The sequence below is a fragment of the Streptomyces sp. NPDC047117 genome (assembly GCF_040643545.1).
In the GTDB taxonomy this organism is placed as follows: Bacteria; Actinomycetota; Actinomycetes; order Streptomycetales; family Streptomycetaceae; genus Streptomyces.
The window spans coordinates 120,612-139,819 of the sequence record NZ_JBEYUN010000004.1 but is presented as its reverse complement, the minus strand read 5'-3'; the positions used below and the strand labels follow the sequence as shown (position 1 = coordinate 139,819).

18 protein-coding genes are annotated in these 19,208 nt (G+C 72.4%); 8 read left to right on the top strand and 10 right to left on the bottom strand.

The window, feature by feature from the left end; all coding sequences use genetic code 11:
• Positions 1-86: 86 nt before the first annotated feature.
• The 6 genes from ABZ840_RS09225 to ABZ840_RS09200 form a co-directional block, all read right to left on the bottom strand.
• A complete protein-coding gene (locus tag ABZ840_RS09225; protein WP_361555771.1) occupies positions 87-1,787 on the bottom strand; it encodes a methylmalonyl-CoA mutase family protein in 1,701 nt (566 codons plus the stop codon).
• 75 nt (positions 1,788-1,862) lie between these two features.
• The gene (locus tag ABZ840_RS09220; protein ID WP_361555768.1) at positions 1,863-2,957 is read right to left on the bottom strand and encodes an acyl-CoA dehydrogenase family protein; all 1,095 of its coding nucleotides are present in this window, start codon (positions 2,955-2,957) and stop codon (positions 1,863-1,865) included.
• Between the two features lie 10 nt (positions 2,958-2,967).
• On the bottom strand, positions 2,968-3,309 hold the full coding sequence (locus ABZ840_RS09215) for a DUF3817 domain-containing protein (RefSeq protein ID WP_361555765.1): 342 nt from the start codon (positions 3,307-3,309) through the stop codon (positions 2,968-2,970).
• A gap of 88 nt (positions 3,310-3,397) precedes the next feature.
• Positions 3,398-3,907, bottom strand: coding sequence for a MarR family transcriptional regulator (locus ABZ840_RS09210; RefSeq protein ID WP_030621285.1), 510 nt, complete (start codon positions 3,905-3,907; stop codon positions 3,398-3,400).
• Positions 3,908-3,994: 87 nt separating this feature from the next.
• Positions 3,995-4,297 (bottom strand): MTH1187 family thiamine-binding protein, encoded by a 303-nt coding sequence (locus ABZ840_RS09205; RefSeq protein ID WP_361555761.1) that lies wholly within the window; start codon positions 4,295-4,297, stop codon positions 3,995-3,997.
• Positions 4,294-4,653, bottom strand: coding sequence for a DUF3817 domain-containing protein (locus ABZ840_RS09200; RefSeq protein ID WP_361555758.1), 360 nt, complete (start codon positions 4,651-4,653; stop codon positions 4,294-4,296). The genes ABZ840_RS09205 and ABZ840_RS09200 overlap by 4 nt, the downstream gene beginning before the upstream one ends.
• A gap of 170 nt (positions 4,654-4,823) precedes the next feature.
• On the opposite strand from ABZ840_RS09200, the gene ABZ840_RS09195 reads away from it, so the two are divergent.
• The 4 genes from ABZ840_RS09195 (at position 4,824) to ABZ840_RS09180 (ending at position 7,524) form a co-directional block, all read left to right on the top strand.
• The gene (locus tag ABZ840_RS09195) at positions 4,824-5,462 is read left to right on the top strand and encodes an AIM24 family protein (protein ID WP_361555754.1); all 639 of its coding nucleotides are present in this window, start codon (positions 4,824-4,826) and stop codon (positions 5,460-5,462) included.
• Positions 5,462-6,145, top strand: a complete 684-nt coding sequence (locus ABZ840_RS09190; protein WP_361555751.1) for an AIM24 family protein — start codon at positions 5,462-5,464, stop codon at positions 6,143-6,145. Before ABZ840_RS09195 ends, ABZ840_RS09190 begins: the two co-directional genes overlap by 1 nt.
• Entirely contained in the window at positions 6,142-6,912 is a 771-nt protein-coding gene (locus ABZ840_RS09185; RefSeq protein ID WP_361555748.1) for an AIM24 family protein, read from the top strand. The genes ABZ840_RS09190 and ABZ840_RS09185 overlap by 4 nt, the downstream gene beginning before the upstream one ends.
• Positions 6,913-7,047: 135 nt before the next feature.
• The gene (locus tag ABZ840_RS09180) at positions 7,048-7,524 is read left to right on the top strand and encodes a MarR family transcriptional regulator (RefSeq protein ID WP_361555745.1); all 477 of its coding nucleotides are present in this window, start codon (positions 7,048-7,050) and stop codon (positions 7,522-7,524) included.
• Positions 7,525-7,611: 87 nt separating this feature from the next.
• Here ABZ840_RS09180 and ABZ840_RS09175 read toward each other — a convergent pair whose 3' ends face one another.
• Both ABZ840_RS09175 and ABZ840_RS09170 read right to left on the bottom strand, forming a co-directional pair.
• Positions 7,612-9,009, bottom strand: coding sequence for a HAMP domain-containing sensor histidine kinase (locus tag ABZ840_RS09175; RefSeq protein WP_361556551.1), 1,398 nt, complete (start codon positions 9,007-9,009; stop codon positions 7,612-7,614).
• A 4-nt stretch (positions 9,010-9,013) separates the two neighbouring features.
• Complete coding sequence (locus ABZ840_RS09170) at positions 9,014-9,676, bottom strand: response regulator transcription factor (protein ID WP_361555742.1); 663 nt, start codon at positions 9,674-9,676, stop codon at positions 9,014-9,016.
• Between the two features lie 199 nt (positions 9,677-9,875).
• Here ABZ840_RS09170 and ABZ840_RS09165 point away from each other — a divergent pair, with 199 nt between their 5' ends.
• The gene (locus ABZ840_RS09165) at positions 9,876-10,556 is read left to right on the top strand and encodes a PepSY domain-containing protein (RefSeq protein WP_361555739.1); all 681 of its coding nucleotides are present in this window, start codon (positions 9,876-9,878) and stop codon (positions 10,554-10,556) included.
• Between the two features lie 100 nt (positions 10,557-10,656).
• Here the strand turns inward: ABZ840_RS09165 and meaB are convergent, their stop codons facing one another.
• Positions 10,657-11,616: a methylmalonyl Co-A mutase-associated GTPase MeaB gene (gene meaB, locus ABZ840_RS09160; RefSeq protein WP_361555736.1), complete on the bottom strand. Its 960-nt coding sequence runs from the start codon at positions 11,614-11,616 to the stop codon at positions 10,657-10,659.
• Between the two features lie 97 nt (positions 11,617-11,713).
• On the bottom strand, positions 11,714-12,889 hold the full coding sequence (locus ABZ840_RS09155) for an acetyl-CoA C-acetyltransferase (protein WP_361556548.1): 1,176 nt from the start codon (positions 12,887-12,889) through the stop codon (positions 11,714-11,716).
• A 168-nt stretch (positions 12,890-13,057) separates the two neighbouring features.
• On the opposite strand from ABZ840_RS09155, the gene mce reads away from it, so the two are divergent.
• From mce to ABZ840_RS09140, 3 genes are all read left to right on the top strand, one after another.
• Positions 13,058-13,486, top strand: coding sequence for a methylmalonyl-CoA epimerase (gene mce, locus ABZ840_RS09150; RefSeq protein ID WP_361555733.1), 429 nt, complete (start codon positions 13,058-13,060; stop codon positions 13,484-13,486).
• Positions 13,487-13,648: 162 nt separating this feature from the next.
• A complete protein-coding gene (gene scy / locus ABZ840_RS09145) occupies positions 13,649-18,079 on the top strand; it encodes a polarized growth protein Scy (RefSeq protein WP_361555730.1) in 4,431 nt (1,476 codons plus the stop codon).
• A 114-nt stretch (positions 18,080-18,193) separates the two neighbouring features.
• Positions 18,194-19,129, top strand: a complete 936-nt coding sequence (locus ABZ840_RS09140; protein WP_361555727.1) for a cellulose-binding protein — start codon at positions 18,194-18,196, stop codon at positions 19,127-19,129.
• The last annotated feature ends 79 nt before the right edge of the window (positions 19,130-19,208 follow it).

Genomic DNA, 19,208 nt, shown 5'->3' with positions numbered 1-19,208 from the left:
CACCCACCTACCCGGACCGCCCGGAAGAACGCCACGGATTCCGTTGTCTGCGCGCCGGCCGCGCCTGCCGTACCTGCTGCGCCTGCTCAGAATCCGGCCGGCTCCGTGTAGACGCCCCATTCGTCCCGCAGCGCGTCGCAGATCTCGCCGAGCGTGGCCTCCGCCCGGACCGCGTCCAGCATCGGCTCGATCATGTTCCCGCCGTCGCGGGCCGCGGCCAGCATGGCGTCCAGCGCCGTGCGCACCGCCGCGTCGTCCCGGGCCGCCTTGCGGTCGGCGAGGACACGCACCTGCTCGCGCTCCACCTCGTGGCTGACCCGCAGGATCTCCAGGTCACCGGTGACCGAGCCGTGGGCGGTGTTGACGCCGACGACCTTCTTGTCGCCCTTCTCCAGGGCCTGCTGGTACTGGAAGGCGGACTCGGCGATCTCGCCGGTGAACCAGCCGTCCTCGATGCCGCGCAGGATGCCGGAGGTGATCGGGCCGATCGGGTGCCGGCCGTCGGGCACCGCGCGAGCGCCGCGCTGCTTGATCTGCTCGAAGATCTTCTCGGCGTCCGCCTCGATCCGGTCCGTCAGCTGCTCGACGTACCAGGAACCGCCCAGCGGATCGGCGACGTTGGCGACGCCGGTCTCCTCCATCAGCACCTGCTGGGTACGCAGCGCGATCTCCGCGGCCTGCTCGCTGGGCAGGGCGAGGGTCTCGTCCAGCGCGTTGGTGTGCAGCGAGTTGGTGCCGCCGAGGACGGCGGCGAGGGCCTCCACCGCGGTCCGTACGACGTTGTTGTACGGCTGCTGCGCGGTCAGCGAGACGCCCGCGGTCTGCGTGTGGAACCGCAGCCACTGCGCCTTCTCGCTGGTCGCGCCGTACACGTCACGCATCCAGCGGGCCCAGATCCGGCGCGCGGCGCGGAACTTGGCGATCTCCTCGAAGAAGTCGAGGTGCGCGTCGAAGAAGAAGGACAGGCCGGGCGCGAAGGTGTTCACGTCCAGGCCGCGGCTCAGGCCCAGCTCGACGTAGCCGAAGCCGTCGGCGAGGGTGTACGCCAGCTCCTGCGCGGCCGTCGAACCGGCCTCGCGGATGTGGTAGCCGGAGACCGAGAGCGGCTTGTAGGCGGGGATGGAGCGGGCGCAGTGCTCCATCAGGTCGCCGATCAGCCGCAGGTGCGGCTCGGGCTGGAACAGCCACTCCTTCTGGGCGATGTACTCCTTGAAGATGTCCGTCTGGAGCGTGCCGTTCAGGACGCCGGGGTCGACGCCCTGCCGCTCGGCCGCGACCAGGTACATGCAGAAGACCGGGACGGCCGGGCCGCTGATCGTCATGGACGTGGTGACGTCACCGAGCGGGATGTCCTTGAAGAGGACCTCCATGTCGGCGGCGGAGTCGATGGCGACGCCGCAGTGGCCGACCTCGCCGAGCGAGCGCGGGTCGTCGGAGTCGCGGCCCATGAGGGTCGGCATGTCGAAGGCGACGGACAGGCCGCCGCCGCCCGCCTTGAGGATCATCTTGTACCGCTCGTTCGTCTGCTCGGCGTTGCCGAAGCCCGCGAACTGGCGGATGGTCCACGTCCGGCCGCGGTAGCCGGTCGGGTACAGGCCGCGCGTGAAGGGGTATTCGCCGGGCCAGCCGATCCGGTCGAAGCCCTCGTAGGCGTCGCCGGGCCGGGGGCCGTACACCGGGTCGACGGGGTCGCCCGAGAGCGTGCTGAAGTCCGCGTCGCGCTTGCGTGCGGAGTCGTACCGGGCCTGCCAGCGGCGGCGGCCCTCTTCGATCGCGTCAGCGTCCATGCTTCCAAATTTACTTGGACGTCCTACTAATTGTCGATGGCGAACGGCCGCGGAGCACCCCACCGGGGCCCGGAATCAGCCGCGCAGAGCCGCCAGGTGCGCTTCCCTGACATCCGCCGTCTGGCCCTGGACCAGCAGAAACATGCCTTCACGGGCGAGCCGCTGGGCCGGCCGGTCCAGGCCGACCGCCCGGCCACCGCCCGCCACGACAGCAGCCGTGGTCGCCGCCCGCAGCACGTCGTACGCCCGCATCTTCGCGGCCAGCCGGTCCGCGATCCGCTCAGCGGCCGGCACCTCGTCCAGCAGCGCGTACGCGTCCTTGCGCACGGCCACCAGCCGCTCGCGCAGCACGCCCGCGGTCCGCACCGCGGCCTCGTCGCCCGAGGTGTCCAGAAGATCCAGCGCGGCCCGGGTGACGCCCAGCACCGCCGGATTGACGTTGGTGTTCTTCGGCCGGTCGGCCGCCGCCCAGTCCTCGTACGGCTGCCGCAGCGCCACCGCACCGTCCGGCAGCACCAGACCGTCCAGCTCCAGGCCGACGGTACGGGTACCGGAGAGCGCGGCCAGCTCCAGCGGTCCGGTCGCCCGCAGGCCGGGCTGCTCACGGGCCTCGGTGACGGCGAAGACGACCTCGCCGTCCTCGGTCGCGCCGCCGAGCATCAGGACGTCGTTCAGGCCCCAGCCGGTGTACCAGGGCACCCGGCCGTCGAAGCGCCACCCCGCGTGCTCCCGGGTGACACGCACCGGCAGCCGGGGGAAGGCACGCAGGTGCGAGAAGGCGATGCCGGACAGCAGCGTGCCGTCGCACAGCGGGCGCAGCAGCTGCTCGCGGACGGGGGTGCCCTCGGGCGCGGCGGCCAGGGTGCCGACCGGCGTGTGGTGCTGGGCCTGGACGAAGAAGGTGGCGCAGCAGGCCCCGGCGAGGGTCTCGGCGATCTCCCGGACGACGGGGGCCGGTGCGGCCGCCCCGCCGTACGCGGCCGGACCGGCGGCGCCCAGCACGCCGGAGGCCTTGACCGCGGCGATCGTGGCGGGATCGACACCCTCGCGGTCGGCGCGCTCGGCGGCGGGCGCGAGGGTGTCCTCGGCGAGCCGCCGGGCGGCGGCGACCAGCGGATGGCCGTCGTACGGCGGGTCCTCGGCCGGGCGGTCGCCGTACGGCTCGCTCATGCGGGGCCCGTCAGACCTTGGCGGTCTGCGGGGCCGCGGTGCCGGAGACGAGCGGCTCCAGCTCGCGCGAGACCTTGCGCTCGACGAAGAAGGCGGCGGTGGGGATCGTGCCGGCGATCAGCACCCACAGCAGCTTGCCGACCGGCATCTTGGCCTTGGAGCCCAGGTCGAAGGCGAATACGAGGTACACGACGTACAGCCAGCCGTGGGCGATGCCCACGACGCTGGTGAAGCCGGCCGCACCGTCGATGTGCAGCAGGTACTTGGCGATCACGCCGAGAGTCAGGAGGACCAGCAGCACGCCCGTCACGTACGCCATCGTCCGGTAGCGGGTCAGCACGCTCTTCTTCATGGCATCGAGCGTAACCGCACGGGCGGGGGCGATCTTCGCCGCCCCCGCCCGTGGCGCACCGCTTATCGGCCCCTTATTGACAGGGCTTTTACTCGTCCTTGAAATCCGCCGCCGCCACCCGGAGCGGGCGGAGCAGGGCGAAGATCTCCTGGCACTCCTCGGCGTCGTACGCGCCGAGCCCGAAGTCCATGGCCATCAGGTCGCGGGTGGCCGCGTCGCACACCTCGCGGCCCTTGTCCGTGATGGAGGCGAGCGTGCCGCGCCCGTCGTTCGGGTTCGGGCGCTTGGCCACCAGCCCCGACTTCACCAGCCGGTCGACGGTGTTGGTGACCGAGGTGGGGTGCACCATCAGACGTTCGCCGATCTTGGACATCGGCAACTCGCCCGCCTGCGAGAAGGTCAGCAGCACCAGGGCTTCGTAGCGCGCGAAGGTGAGGCCGTACGGCTTGACCACGGCGTCCACCTCGCCGAGCAGGATCTGCTGGGCCCGCATGATCGAGGTGATCGCCGCCATCGCCGGGACGGCCCCCCACCGGCGCTGCCACAGCTCATCGGCGCGGGCGATGGGATCGAAGGGGAGACTGAGCGGCTTCGGCACATCTCCGACCCTACCGGTCGCCCACATGGTGGTCAGCCCCGTCTCAGGAGACGGGCGGGGAAGGGGCCGGGGCCCCCTCCGTTCCGGTCAGTCCCGATCCTCCGCGAGGTGCCGCTCGACCGTCTCGACCTTCGAGGTGAGCCCGTCGGTGACGCCCGGCCGGATGTCGGCCTTGAGGACCAGCGAGACCCGGCCCGCGCGCTCCTCGACGGCCGCGACGGCGCGCTTGACGACGTCCATGACCTCGTCCCACTCGCCCTCGATCGAGGTGAACATGGCGTCCGTGCGGTTCGGCAGCCCGGACTCGCGGACCACCCGTACCGCGTCGGCGACGTACTCCCCGACGTCCTCGCCGACCCCGAGCGGGCTGACCGAAAATGCGACGATCATGCGCCGACCCCTCCTACGACGCCTTCCTTCTCCTTGCGGGCACGCGCCGCGATCACGGTGGCCTCGGCCTCGCGCTTCAGCCGGCGCTCGGCGAAGAAGCCGCCGGTGGGCAGGACGGAGAGGACGAAGTAGAGCGCGGCGGTGCCGAAGGACCACTTCGTACGGTTCCAGGCGTCCAGCCAGAAGACCACGTAGAGCACGAACAGGAAGCCGTGGACGGCGCCCATCACCGGCACCGCGTTGAACTCCGTGGTCCGCTTCAGGACGGAGCAGATCAGCAGCAGGAGGAAGGAGACCGCCTCGGGGGCGGAGACCAGGCGGAGCCGGCGCAGGGCGGATGCGGTCTTGATGTCCACGGGAACCTCGTTCGGGTGGGAGGGGTGCAGCCTTTAGCTTGTGCTTACATTCACAAGCACCGCTCCATTGTGACAGCAGCGCGGCGGTCCCCCGTCGCCGGGCCCGTTCCCGGCCGGTCCCCGCGGGGCCCTCTGCCCGTGGGCGCCGCGGCGGACTACGGTCTGGTGCCGTGGCTCAGTTTCGGCTCCAGGGGAGCAAAGTGCTCGCCGTCGACATGACCGGCGATGCCGTGAAGGCGAAGAACGGCGCGATGGTCGCCTACGACGGCCGGATGGCGTTCAAGAAGATGAGCGGCGGGGGCGAGGGCCTGCGCGGCATGGTGACCCGGCGGCTGACCGGGGAGCAGATGGAAGTCATGGAGGTGAAGGGCGAGGGCACCTGCTATTTCGCGGACCGTGCGAGCGAGATCAACCTCGTGAACCTGCACGGCGAGAAGCTCTACGTGGAGGCCAGCAACCTGCTCTGCACGGACGCGGCGCTGCGTACGGGGACGACGTTCACCGGGCTGCGCGGCGCCTCGCAGGGCAACGGGCTGTTCACCACGACCGTGGAGGGCACGGGCCAGGCGGCGCTCACCTCCGACGGCCCGGCGGTGGTGCTGCGGGTGACGCGGGACGCCCCGCTCCAGGTCGACCCGGGCGCGTATGTCGCCCATACCGGTGATCTGCGGCAGCACTTCCAGTCCGGTGTGAACTTCCGCACGTTCGTAGGAGAGGGCTCGGGCGAGGCCTTCCAGATCCGCTTCGAGGGCGAGGGCCTGGTGTACGTGCAGCCCAGCGAGCGCAACACGATCGGCGGTGAGGTCTGATGCCGTTCACGGTGCTCAACTCGCGCATGGTCCGGGCGGAGATCGGCCCGGGGCAGCGGCTGTTCAGCCAGCGCGGCGCGATGCTCGCGTACCAGGGCGAGGTGACCTTCACCCCCAACGTGCAGGGCGGCCAGGGCGGTCTGGGGTCGATGATCGGCCGCCGGATCGCGAACGAGGCGACGCCCCTGATGACCGTGGAGGTCCCCCAAGGTCTTCATGACCAGGGAGGTGCCCCCACCGCCTCGGTCATGTTCGGGCACGGCGGCCACCACGTCCACGTCGTCGATCTCACCGGCGACACCCTCTACGTGGAGGCCGACCGGCTGCTGGCGTTCGACGGGACGCTGCGCCAGGGCACGATGTTCATGGGCGCGCAGGGCGGCGTGATGGGCATGGTGCGCGGCCAGGTGACCGGCCAGGGCCTGTTCACCACCACGCTCGAAGGGCACGGCTCGGTGGCGGTGATGGCGCACGGCGGGGTGATCGAACTGCCCATCCGCCAGGACCGCGCGGTGCACGTGGACCCGCAGGCGTACGTGGCGCACCGCGGCAACGTCCGCAACAAGCTGTCGACGGCGCTGGGCTGGCGGGACATGGTCGGGCGCGGCTCGGGCGAGGCGTTCCAGCTGGAGCTGTCGGGCCAGGGCACCGTCTACGTACAGGCGTCGGAGGAGAAGCTGTGAGCGGTCCGGTCATTCACGATGTGCACTCGCTACCGGTGGACGACAACGTCAATCCGTACGCCTTCAGCGTGGATCTGAACGGCCAGTGGTTCCTGCAGAAGGGAAAGATGGTCGCCTATTACGGGCAGATCGAATTCCAGGGAATCGGGCACGGCGCGCTGGACCGGCTCATCAGGACCAGTTTCCATTCCCCGTTGCACGCGGCGGACTGGGTGGTCGCGCAGGGCCGCGGGAAAATGGTGCTGGCGGACCGCGCTTTCGATGTGAATTCCTACGACCTGGAGGACGGCAATCTCACCATCCGGTCCGGGAACCTGCTCGCTTTTCAGCCGTCCCTGTCGCTGAAGCAGTCGATCGTGCCGGGCTTTTCGACCCTCATCGGCACCGGGAAATTCGTCGCCGCGTCCAACGGTCCGGTGGTCTTCGCGGAGCCGCCGATCCGGGTCGACCCGCAGGCGCTGGTGGGCTGGGCGGACTGCCCCTCGCCGTGCCATCACTACGATCACCAGTACCTGCGCGGCTTCCTCGGCGGGCTGCGGGCGCACACCGGGATCGGCGGAGTCTCCGGCGAGGAGCACCAGTTCGAGTTCGTGGGGGCCGGCACCGTCCTGCTGCAGTCGACCGAGCAGCTGATGCCGGAGGTTCCGGCGGGGACAGTGGCGGCGGAACCCGGCGTACCGGGCGGGTCCGCTGGTCACAGCGGTGGCTCACAAATGCCGCAGCTGCCGGGTTCCCTCGGGGGGCTCCAGCGCCGCTTCGGGCTGTGAGCGGTAGTCTGCGGAGGGTGACCTCGAACGTCTGAGCCCTCCCGGCGGTCTGACCCCCGGCGGGAGGGAGCGGTGAGGGCATCATCACGGGGCATGACTAATTTACTATTCAACTTTCACGGGTAGAATTCATTCATGACGACCGACAGCGACACTCCCTGGCTGACCGACCAGGAACAGCGCGCCTGGCGCACCCACCTCGACGTCAGCAGGCTGCTGACGCACCAGCTGGAGCGGGACCTCCAGCCGTTCGGGCTGACCTACAACGACTACGAGATCCTGGTGAACCTCTCGGAGGCCGAGGAGCGCAGGATGCGCATGAGTGACCTCGCGGCCTCCACGCTCCAGTCCAAGAGCCGGCTCTCGCACCAGATCACCCGGATGGAGAACGCCGGGCTGGTACGCCGCGAGAGCTGCGAGTCCGACCGGCGCGGGCTGTACGCGGTGCTCACCGACGAGGGCTGGGAGACCATGCGCCGGGTCGCCCCGCACCATGTGGCCTCCGTGCGCAAGCACTTCATCGACCTGTTCTCGGCGGACGACCTGGCCGCGCTGCGCGCCTCGCTGACGCCGGTCGCCGATCACCTGCGGGGGCACCGCGGCAAGTACTGACCGGCCGGGCGCCGTGCGGGACGCGGGTGGGGGAACACCGTCGCACCCGCGCGGCGCCGCGGACGGCCGGTCCGGCCGTGTACGGCCTCAGTCCCGGTCGTCGGCCAGCGGCAGCCGCAGTTCGAACGCCGCGCCCTCGCGTACCTCCAGCGTGCCGCCGTGCCGTTCGGCGATGTCCCGGGCGATGGCGAGGCCCAGCCCCGCACCGCCCTCGTCACGGCTGCGCGCGTCGTCCAGCCGTACGAAGCGCTCGAAGATCCGCTCCCGGTCGGCCGCCGCCACCCCGGGCCCGTCGTCGTCCACCCGCAGCACGGCCCAGCCGCCGTTCCGGCGGACGTCCACCGAGACCTGCGTACGGGCGTGCCGCTGCGCGTTGTCCACGAGGTTGCCCAGGATCCGGCTCAGCTGGCTCCGCGAGCCCGACACCGCCACGCTCGGCAGCTCGCCGGCGCACACCGGCAGCCGGTCGGCGACCCGTTGCGACAGCTCCTCCCGGGCCAGCGCGCCCAGGTCCACCTGGGTGTCCTTGGGCCGCTCCCCCGCGTCCAGCCGGGCCAGCAGCAGCAGGTCGGCGGCGAGGTGCTGGAGCCGTACGGTGTCCTCCACCGCGCCCGGCAGGTCCAGCAGCTCCGGGTGGGCCTCGGCCACCTCCAGCTGGGTGCGGAGGCTGGCGATGGGGCTGCGCAGCTCGTGCGAGGCGTCCGCGATGAAGCGGCGCTGGCGCTCGACGGACGACTCCAGCGCGGCCAGCGTCTCGTTGGTGGTCCGGGCCAACCGGGCGATCTCGTCGCGCGTCGCGGGCTCCGGCACCCGCCGGGACAGGTCCGTACTGGCGGTGATCGCGGCCATCTCCGCGCGGATGCCCTCGACGGGGCGGAGCGCCCGTCGGGTGACCAGCCAGGTGACGCCCCCGACGACCAGGAGCAGCAGCGGCAGGCCGACCAGCATGGCGTTCCGCACCGAGCCGATGGTCTTCTCCTCGGCGCCGAGCGGAGTGCCGGCCATGACGGTCACGGTGCGGTCGCGGGTGTCGGTGGCGTCGACCTCCGCCCAGCGGTAGTCGGCGCGCTTGCCGTCGACGACGGCCGTGCCGTCGGAGCTGTCGACGTCGTCGTCCACCTCGCCGGGGCGGGGGGTGTCGCCGTCGTCATCGTCGTCGCCGTGGCGGCCGGCGCCGGGCGGCGTGCCCCGGGTGACCTTGTAGCCGTCGACCTCCTGGAGGTCCTCGCCGGCCGCAAGCACGCGGCCCCGCTCGTCGTCGACCAGCACGGGGTGCTCGTCGGCGTCCGGGAGGTCCAGGTCCTTGTAGGCGGTGCCGGTGGCGATCTCGGAGGCGACCTCGCGCGCGGTGACCTCGGCGTGCAGATCGGCCTGGGAGACCAGGTTCCCGCGCAGCACGATGAGGACCGCTATGCCGACCCCGACGAGGGCGAGGGCCACCACGGCCGTGGCGCCCGCGGTCGCTCTGGCCCGTACCGAGCCCAGCGCCCTAAACACCGGGCACCATCCGGTACCCCGCGCCGCGCACGGTCTGGATCGCGGCCGCGCCGAGCTTGCGGCGCAGCGCGCTGACGTACACCTCGACGATGTTCGGGTCGCCCTCGTAGGCGAAGTCCCAGACGTGCTCCAGGATGTCGGACTTGGAGACCACCTCGCCGGCGCGCAGCGCGAGCTGTTCCAGCACGGCGAACTCCTTGGTGGTCAGCGGCACGTCCGCGTCCCCGCGCCGTACCGTGCGGGCGCCCTGGTCGATGGTGAGGACGCCGACGGTCAGCACGGGCAGCGCGGTGCGGCCGCGGCGGCGCAGCAGCGCCTTCACACGGGCGACCAGCACGACGTAGCTGAAGGGCTTGGTGAGGTAGTCGTCGGCGCCGGTGTCCAGGCCCTCGGCCTCGTCGTACTCGCCGTCCTTGGCGGTGAGCATGAGGATGGGCACGTCGTTGCCGGCGGCGCGCAGGGCGCCGCAGACCCGGTAGCCGTTCATGCCGGGCAGCATGATGTCCAGGACGAGCAGGTCGTAGGCGCCCTCGCTCGCCATGTGCAGACCCTCCAGGCCGTCGTGCACGACGTCCACGGCGTATCCCTCGGCGGTCAGGCCGGCGGCGAGGGAACGGGCCAGCCGCTTCTCGTCCTCCACGATCAACAGGCGCATGCGACAAGAGTGCCACCGGCTTGCTGAAGGCGGCTTCAGGCTGGGTTCCTGAAGACCGCTTCAGGCTCCTTCAGGGTGGCTTCAGGAACGGGTCGGCAGTCTGTGGACATCACCTCGGGGGCCAGTCCCGGCCCCCTCCGGGCGACCCCCGGCCCCCAGGTGATCCTGCCGAACAGCAATCCGTTTTGGAGGCTTCACCATGAAGCGCAATGTCGTCATCGCCACCGTCGCCGCGGCCGCTCTGATCGCCGGCGGCACCGCGACCGCAGTCGCGATCGGTAACGAGGACGGGACGGCGACGGCATCCAACCCCGCGCAGTCTCAGCAGGCCAACGGCGTGGCGTCGTACGACGGGCAGGGGACCGGCGACGACAGCGACGGCGACGACGCCCGTGAGGCGCGGTCCGCCACGGTCACCGCGCAGCAGGCCGCGGCCGCCGCGCTGAAGGCCGTGCCGGGGACGGTCACCGAGGTCGACCTGGACGACGACGAGTCCGGTGTCGCCTGGGACGTGAACGTGCTGGGCAAGGACGGCAAGTGGCACGACATCACCGTCGGCGCGGACAAAGCCGAGGTGCGCGGTCAGCACGTCGACCAGGACGACGACGGCGACGAGGGCAAGGACCGGGTCCGCTCCGCCCTGAACGACGCCTCCGTCGACATCGCGCAGGCCGCCGGCAAGGCCGCCGCGCACGGCACGGTCGTGTCGGTGGAGCTGGACGGCCCGGACCACGGCAAGAAGCTCGTCTGGGAGGCCGAGACGGTCACCAAGGACGGCGCCGAGCACCACGTGAACGTCGACCCCAAGGGCGGCGCCGTGACCCAGGCGCACTCGGACGACGACGACCACGACAACGGCGACAACGGCGACGACGACTGATCCCGTACGTCGCACACCCCGAGCCGGCGGCGCCCCCCGCCGCCCGCCCGGCCGGCCCGCTCCTCGCCCCCCGAGGAGCGGGCCGGCCGGCCATGTGCGTTCAGGCCTGTTCCGTCAGGCCCGCCACCAGCTCGTCGGCGGCGGTGTACGGGTCGAGCGTGCCGTCCATGATCCGCCCGGCCAGGGCGCCGAGCCGGCGGTCGCCGTGCAGGTCGCCGATGCGTTCGCGGAGGGTCGTGACGGCGATCGTCTCGACCTCGCGGGCGGCCCGGGCGGCCCGGCGCTCGGCGAGCACGCCGTGCTCGTCCATCCAGGCGCGGTGCTTCTCCAGCGCCTCCACGACCTCGTCGACGCCCTCGCCGCGGGCCGCGACGGTCTTCACGATGGGCGGCCGCCAGTCGCCCGGCGCCCGGGACTCCCCCAGGCCCAGCATGTGGTTCAGCTCGCGGGCCGTGGCGTCGGCGCCGTCCCGGTCGGCCTTGTTGACCACGTAGACGTCACCGATCTCCAGGATGCCCGCCTTGGCGGCCTGGATGCCGTCGCCCATGCCGGGCGCCAGCAGGACCATGCTGGTGTCGGCCTGCGAGGCGATCTCCACCTCGGACTGGCCCACGCCGACGGTCTCCACGAGGATCACGTCGCAGCCCGCCGCGTCCAGCACCCGGATGGCCTGCGGGGCCGCCCAGGCCAGGCCGCCGAGGTGGCCGCGGGTGGCCATGGAGCGGATGTAGACGCCCGGGTCGGAGGCGTGCTCGCTCATCCGGACCCGGTCGCCGAGCAGGGCACCGCCGGAGAACGGCGAGGACGGGTCGACGGCCAGCACGCCCACCCGCTTGCCCGTCTTCCGGTACGCGCTGACCAGCGCCGAGGTGGACGTGGACTTGCCCACGCCCGGCGAGCCGGTGAGGCCCACGACGTACGCCCGGCCGGTCAGCGGGGCCAGCGCCGCCATCACCTCGCGCAGCTGCGGCGAGGCGCCCTCCACCAGCGAGATCAGCCGGGCCACCGCACGCGGCCGGCCCTCCCTGGCCTGGGCGACCAGGGTGGGGACATCTGCCATTGCTCAGCGCTCCGTTCTCGGTCCCTGCGGGATGTACGTACGGGCCTGCCGTACGGGTGCCCCGGCGGACACCCGTACGGTCACCTGCCCGGTCGGGTCACTTGCCGGGTACCCGCACGATCAGGGCGTCGCCCTGGCCGCCACCGCCGCACAGCGCCGCGGCGCCCACGCCGCCGCCACGCCGCCGCAGTTCCAGCGCCAGGTGCAGCACGATACGGGCGCCGGACATGCCGATCGGGTGGCCGAGCGCGATGGCTCCGCCGTTGACGTTCACCTTTTCCGGGGAAACCCCGAGGTCCTTCATGGACTGCACGGCGACCGCGGCGAACGCCTCGTTGATCTCGATGAGGTCGAGGTCGGCGACCTTGAGGCCCTCCTTGCCGAGGGCGTGCTCGATGGCGTTGCTGGGCTGGGACTGCAGGGAGTTGTCCGGGCCCGCGACGTTGCCGTGCGCGCCGATCTCCGCGATCCACTCCAGGCCCAGCTGCTCGGCCTTGGCCTTGCTCATCACGACCACGGCGGCGGCGCCGTCGGAGATCTGCGAGGCGCTGCCGGCGGTGATGGTGCCGTCCTTGGCGAACGCCGGGCGCAGCTTGCCGAGGGACTCGGCGGTGGTCTCGCCGCGGATGCCCTCGTCCTGGCTGAAGACGACCGGCTCGCCCTTGCGCTGCGGGATCTCCACGGGGGTGATCTCGGCCTCGAAGAGGCCGTTCTTCTGGGCGGCGGCGGCGCGCTGGTGGGAGCGGGCGGCGATCTCGTCCTGCTCGGGGCGCCCGATGCCCAGCCGGGTGTTGTGCTTCTCGGTGGACTCGCCCATCGCGACGTTCTCGAAGGAGTCGGTGAGCCCGTCGTGCGCCATGGAGTCCAGCATTTCCACGGCGCCGTACTTGTAGCCGCCGCGCGACTTCGGGAGGAGGTGCGGGGCGTTGGTCATCGACTCCTGGCCGCCGGCCACGACGACGTCGAACTCGCCCGCGCGGATGAGCTGGTCGGCCAGCGCGATGGCGTCCAGGCCGGAGAGACAGACCTTGTTGACGGTCAGGGCCGGGACGTTCATGGGGATGCCGGCCTTCACGGCCGCCTGGCGCGCGGGGATCTGGCCCGCGCCGGCCTGGAGCACCTGGCCCATGATCACGTACTGCACCTGGTCGCCGCCGATGCCGGCCCGGTCCAGTGCGGCCTTGATGGCGAAACCACCGAGGTCCGCGCCGGAGAAGGACTTCAGGGAGCCCAGCAGGCGCCCCATGGGAGTGCGGGCCCCCGCGACGATCACGGAGGTGGTGCTGCCGTTCGATGAGGACATCAGCGCGGCCCTTCCTGTGCAGGGAAGTTAACGAGGGTTTTCATCAATGTACTGAGCGGTACCGCGCCGGGTCACCGGGCTGTGGATGTGATCGCGCGCACGTTGCGTAATCATGCGTGCGAGCGGTGCACTGGAGAAATGCTGACGCGAATCGACCACATCGGGATCGCCTGTCATGACCTCGACGCGACCGTCGAGTTCTACCGGGCGACGTACGGGTTCCAGGTCTTCCACGAGGAGATCAACGAGGAGCAGGGCGTCCGTGAGGCCATGCTCAAGATCAACGATACGTCGGACGGCGGTGCTTCGTACCTCCAGCTGCTGGAACCGACCCGTGAGGATTCAGCCGTGGGCAAGTGGCTGACGAAGAACGGTGAGGGGGTGCACCACATCGCCTTCGGCACCGCGGATGTGGACGGTGATGCTGCTGACATCCGGGAGAAGGGCGTACGGGTCCTCTACGACGAGCCGCGGACCGGTTCGATGGGCTCCCGGATCACCTTCCTGCACCCCAAGGACTGCCACGGCGTGCTGACCGAACTGGTCACGGCCTCCCAAGAGCACTGACCTTCGCGTTCCCCGGCCGGTAGAGTGCTGCTTCGGCCGGGGTCCGGATCGGGGCTCGGTCCAATCTCCGCCGATGATCTGACACCATTTCTTCGGAAGGGTCAGCTCCACGCACGACGGAGCCGGCCGCCACCATGACCAGGGGACGGATGGGACCGCGCAGTGCGGGGCAACGACCGCTACGAGGCTGACGATCACCTCTCGCAGTTCGAGGCCGAGATGGAGCGGCTGAAGACGGAGCGGGACAAGGCCGTCCAGCATGCCGACGACCTCGGGTATCAGGTCGAAGTTCTGCGTGCCAAGCTGCACGAGGCACGCCGTACCCTCATGACGCGTCCGGCGTACGACAACGTCAGCGCCCAGGCCGAGCAACTGCTGCGCAATGCGCAGATCCAGGCCGACCAGCTGCGTGCCGACGCCGAGCGCGAGCTGCGCGAGGCACGGGCCCAGACGCAGCGCCTCCTCCAGGAGCAGGCCGAGCGCCAGTCGCAGCTGGAAGCCGAGCTGCACACCGAGGCGGTGGAGCGCCGCCGGCGGCTGGACGAGGAGCTGAACGAGCGCCGGGCCACCGTCGAGAGCCACGTCAACGAGAACGTCGCCTGGGCCGAGCAGCTGCGCGCCCGTACGGAGTCGCAGGCCCGCCGGCTCATGGACGAGTCCAGAGCCGAGGCCGAGCAGGCGCTCTCGCACGCCCGCGCCGAGGCCCAGCGGCTGGCCGAGCAGGCCCGCGAGCGGCTGGGCGCCGAGGCCGAGCAGGCCCGCGCGGAGGCCGACGCGATCCTGCGCCGCGCCCGCACGGACGCCGAGCGGCTCCTGAACGCCGCCTCCACCCAGGCCCAGGAGGCCACCGACCAGGCCGAACAGCTGCGTACCTCCACGGCGGGCGAGTCCGAGGAGGCCCGCCGCCGCAGCGCCGAGCTGACCCGCACCGCCGAGGAGCGGATGCAGGAGGCCGACACCGCGCTGCGTGAGGCGCGCGCCCGGGCCGAGAAGCTCGTCGAGGAGGCCGAGGCGGACGCCGCCAAGCGGCTGGCCGCGTCCGAGTCGGCGAACGAGCAGCGCACCCGTACGGCCAAGCAGGAGATCGCCCGGCTGGTCGGCGAGGCCACCAAGGAGTCCGAGGCGGCCAAGGCCGAGGCCGAGCAGCTGCGGGCCGACGCCAAGGCCGAGGCCGAGCGGGTGGTCTCCGAGGCCCAGGAGGCGGCCCGCGCCAAGGCCGCCGAGGACTCCGCGGCCCAGCTGGCGAAGGCCGCGCGGTCCGCCGAGGAGATGGTGAGCAAGGCGTCGGAGGACGCCAAGGCCACCACGAAGGCCGCCGCCGAGGAGGCCGAGCGGATCCGCAAGGAGGCCGAGGCCGAGGCGGACCGGCTGCGCGAGGAGGCGCACGAGACCGCCCAGCAGCTCAAGGGCGCCGCCAAGGACGACACCAAGGAGTACCGCGCCAAGACCGTCGAGCTGCAGGAGGAGGCGCGCCGGCTGCGCGGCGAGGCCGAGCAGCTGCGGGCCGAGGCGGTCGACGAGGGCGAGCGGATCCGCGGCGAGGCGCGCCGCGAGGCCGTGCAGCAGATCGAGGAGGCCGCGGCCACCGCCGAGGAGCTGCTGGCCAAGGCCAAGTCCGACGCCGAGGAGACCCGTTCGGGCGCGGCCGCGGACAGCGAGCGGCTGCGCACCGAGGCCGCCGAGCGTGCCGCGCAGCTGCGTACGCAGGCCGAGGAGGCGCTGGACCAAGCCCGCCAGGAGGCCGAGGACCTGCATGCCGCGGCCGAGGAGGCCGCGGCCGCCACCCGTACCGAGGCCGAGGAGGCCGCCGCCGAGCTGCGGGCCGAGGCCGAGCGCAGCGCGGACGAGCGCCGCGAGCTGGCCCAGGCCGAGCTGGACCGGCTGCACTCCGAGGCGGAGGAGCGGGTCACCGCGGCCGAGACGGCGCTGCGCGAGGCCCGCGAGGAGGCCGAGCGGCTCCGCAGGGAGGCCCAGGAGGAGACGGCCCGGCTGAAGGCGGAGTCCGCCGAACGCCGCCGGGAGAAGGAGCAGCAGGCCGAGGAGGAGGCCGAGCGGCTGCGCACCGAGGCCGCAGCGGACGCCTCCGAGGCGCGCGCCGAGGCCGAGGCCACCGCGGCCCGGCTGCACAGCGAGGCCTCCGCCGAGGCCGAGCGGCTGAAGGCGGAGGCGCAGGAGACCGCCGACCGGGTGCGCGCGGAGGCCGCTGCGGCCGCCGAGCGTACGGGTACGGAGGCCGCCGAGGCGCTGGCCGCCGCGCAGGAGGAGGCGGCCCGCCGCCGCCGGGAGGCCGAGCAGCAGCTGGGCGAGGCCCGCGAGGAGGCCCACCAGGAGCGCACGGCGGCCCGCGAGCAGAGCGAGGAGCTGCTGGCCACGGCCCGCGCACGGGTCTCCGAGGCGCAGACCGAGGCCGAGCGGCTGGTGGAGGAGGCGGACCGGCGCGCCGAGGAGCTGGTCGCCACCGCCGAGCAGACCGCGCAGCAGGTGCGGGACGCGGTCGCCGGGCTGCACGAGCAGGCCGAGGAGGAGATCGCCGGACTGCGGTCGGCCGCCGAGCACGCGGCCGCGCGCACGAAGGAGGAGGCGCAGCAGGAGGCGGACCGGGTCCGCTCCGACGCGTACGACGAGCGCGAGCGCGCCTCGCAGGACGCCGGCCGGGTCCGGCAGGAGGCGCAGGTCGAGGCCGAGGCCGCCAAGTCCCTTGCCGAGCGTACGGTTGCGGAGGCGATCGCCGAGGCGGAGCGGCTGCGCGTGGAGGCCAACGGCGTGCTGGACGAGGCGCGCGAGGCCGCGAACCAGCGCCGCGCCGAGGCCGCCGAGCAGGCCGACGAACTGCTGGGCGAGGCCCAGCGGGAGGCCGAGCGGACGGTCACCGAGGCGGGTGCCGAGGCCGAACGGCTGCGCGGGGAGGCGAACAGCGCGCTGGACGAGGCGCGCGAGGAGGCCAACCGGCGCCGCAGCGAGGCCGCGCAGCAGGCGGACGAGCTGCTGAACGAGGCCGCCGCGCAGGCCGAGAAGCTGGTCGCGGACGCCACCGAGAAGGCGCAGCAGCTGCGGACGAACGCCTCGGACGCGCTGGCCGCCGCCGAGCAGGACGCGGCGCGCGCCCGTGCCGAGGCCCGCGAGGACGCCAACCGCATGCGGTCGGAGGCCGCGGAGCAGGCGGACCGGCTGATCGCCGAGGCCCGTACGGAGGCCGAGCGGATCGTCAACGAGGCCACCGAGCTGACCTCGTCGGCCCAGGCGGACGCCGACCGTTCGGTCCGCGAGGGCCAGGAGACGGCCGACCGGTTGCGGGCCGAGGCCGGCGAGCAGGCCGAGCGGCTCGTCGCGGACGCCACGGCGCAGGCCGAGCGGCTCCGTACGGAGGCCGCCGAGACGCTGGAGAACGCCCGCACCGAGGCCGAGCGGACGGCGGACGAGGCGCGCCAGGACGCGGCGAAGCGCCGTGCCGACGCCGCCGAGCAGGCGGACAGCCTGATCTCGGAGGCCGGTACCGAGGCCGAACGGCTGCGCACGGAGGCGGCGGAGGCCACCGCGGCGGCGGAGCGGGAGGCGGACCGCGCCCGGGCCGACGCCCGCGAGCAGGCCGACCGGATGCTCGCCGAGGCTTCGGCCGACGCGGACCGGATGCGGGCCGAGGCCGCGGAAACGGTCAGTTCGGCGCAGCAGCACGCGCAGCGCACGCGGGCCGAGGCGGACCAGGTCAAGGCGGACGCCGAGGCCGAGGCCGAGCGGTTCCGCAACGACGCGCTGGAGGAGGCCGAGCGCACTCTGGACGAGGCGCGCAAGGACGCGGCCAAGCGGCGTGCGGACGCCGCCGAGCAGGCGGACCAGCTGGTCGCCAAGGCGCAGGAGGAGGCGCTGAAGGCGGCCACGGCGGCCGAGGAGCAGGCCGACACGATGGTCGGCGTGGCCCGCAAGGAGGCCGAGCGGCTCGTCGCGGAGGCCACGGCGGACGGCAACGCCCGGGTGGAGAAGTCCCGTACGGACGCCGACACGCTGCTCAGCGAGGCGCGCGGGGACGCGACCGCGATCCGGGAGCGCGCCGAGGAGCTGCGGGCCCGTATCGAGGCCGAGGTCGAGGAGTTGCACGAGCGGGCCCGCCGGGAGTCGGCCGAGGCGATGAAGTCGGCGGGCGAGCGCGTCGACAAGCTCATCGCGCAGGCCGAGGCGCAGCGCGTGGAGGCCGAGGAGCAGGCCAAGGAAACGCTCTCGGACGCGAGCAGCGAGGCCAGCAAGGTCCGCATCGCGGCGGTGAAGAAGGCCGAGGGCCTGATCAAGGAGGCCGAGCAGAAGAAGGCGCAGGCCGTACGGGAGGCCGAGGCGCTGCGTACCGAGGCCGAGCAGGAGGCCCAGCGGATCGTGGACGACGGGAAGCGCGAGCTGGAGGTGCTGGTCCGCCGCCGGGAGGACATCAACACCGAGATCTCGCGGGTCCAGGATGTCCTGGAAGCGCTGGAGTCGTTCGAGACGCCGGGTGGCGCCGGGGGCGGCGGTAAGGGAGGCTCGTCGCAGGGTTCCGGTTCGGGTGGCGTCAAGGCCGCGGCGGGCGCGGGGGCAACTCGTTCGGGTGGCAAGCAGTCTGATGGTTAGCCACTCAAATGAGGGGTCATTCTCCACTTCAAACGGTCAATGACTCGATGACACGCCGCTCGGGCCCCTAGGATTCCCCTTATCACCTCACCGGTCTCTTTCGACAGGAACCCCATGAGCGACACTTCCTCCCCCTTCGGTTTCGAGCTCGTGCGGCGTGGGTACGACCGCGGTCAGGTCGACGACCGCATTACGAAGCTCGTCGCCGACCGCGACAGCGCGCTGGCCCGTATCACCTCGCTGGAAAAGCGCATCGAGGAGCTCCATCTCGAAACGCAGAACGCCCAGGCCCAGGTAAACGACGCCGAGCCGTCCTACGCGGGCCTCGGTGCCCGGGTCGAGAAGATCCTCCGTCTCGCCGAGGAGGAGGCCAAGGACCTGCGCGAGGAAGCGCGCCGGGCCGCCGAGCAGCACCGCGAGCTGGCCGAGTCGGCCGCCCAGCAGGTCCGTAACGACGCCGAGGCATTCGCCGCCGAGCGCAAGGCCAAGGCGGAGGACGAGGGCGCCCGGATCGTCGAGAAGGCGAAGGGCGAGGCGCAGACGCTGCGGTCCGACGCGCAGAAGGACGCGCAGTCCAAGCGCGAGGAGGCGGACTCCCTCTTCGAGGAGACCCGCGCGAAGGCCGCCCAGGCCGCGGCCGACTTCGAGACGAACCTCGCCAAGCGCCGCGAGCAGTCCGAGCGCGACCTCGCCTCGCGTCAGGCCAAGGCCGAGAAGCGCCTCGCCGAGATCGAGCACCGCGCCGAGCAGCTCCGCCTGGAGGCCGAGAAGCTGCGGACGGACGCGGAGCGCCGGGCCCGCCAGACGGTGGAGACCGCGCAGCGCCAGGCCGAGGACATCGTGGCCGACGCGAACGCCAAGGCGGACCGTATCCGCAGCGAATCCGAGCGCGAGCTGGCGGCGCTGACGAACCGCCGCGACTCCATCAACGCCCAGCTGACCAACGTCCGCGAGATGCTCGCGACGCTGACCGGCGCGGCGGTGGCTGCCGCCGGCAACCCGGGCGAGGAGGACTCGTCCCGCGGTGTGCCCGCCCAGCAGGGCCGCTGACGCGGCTTGGCTCCGACGATCCGCCCCGTGCCGTTTTCCGCGGTGCGGGGCGGACGCGTGTTCGGGGTGCGGGCTGCGT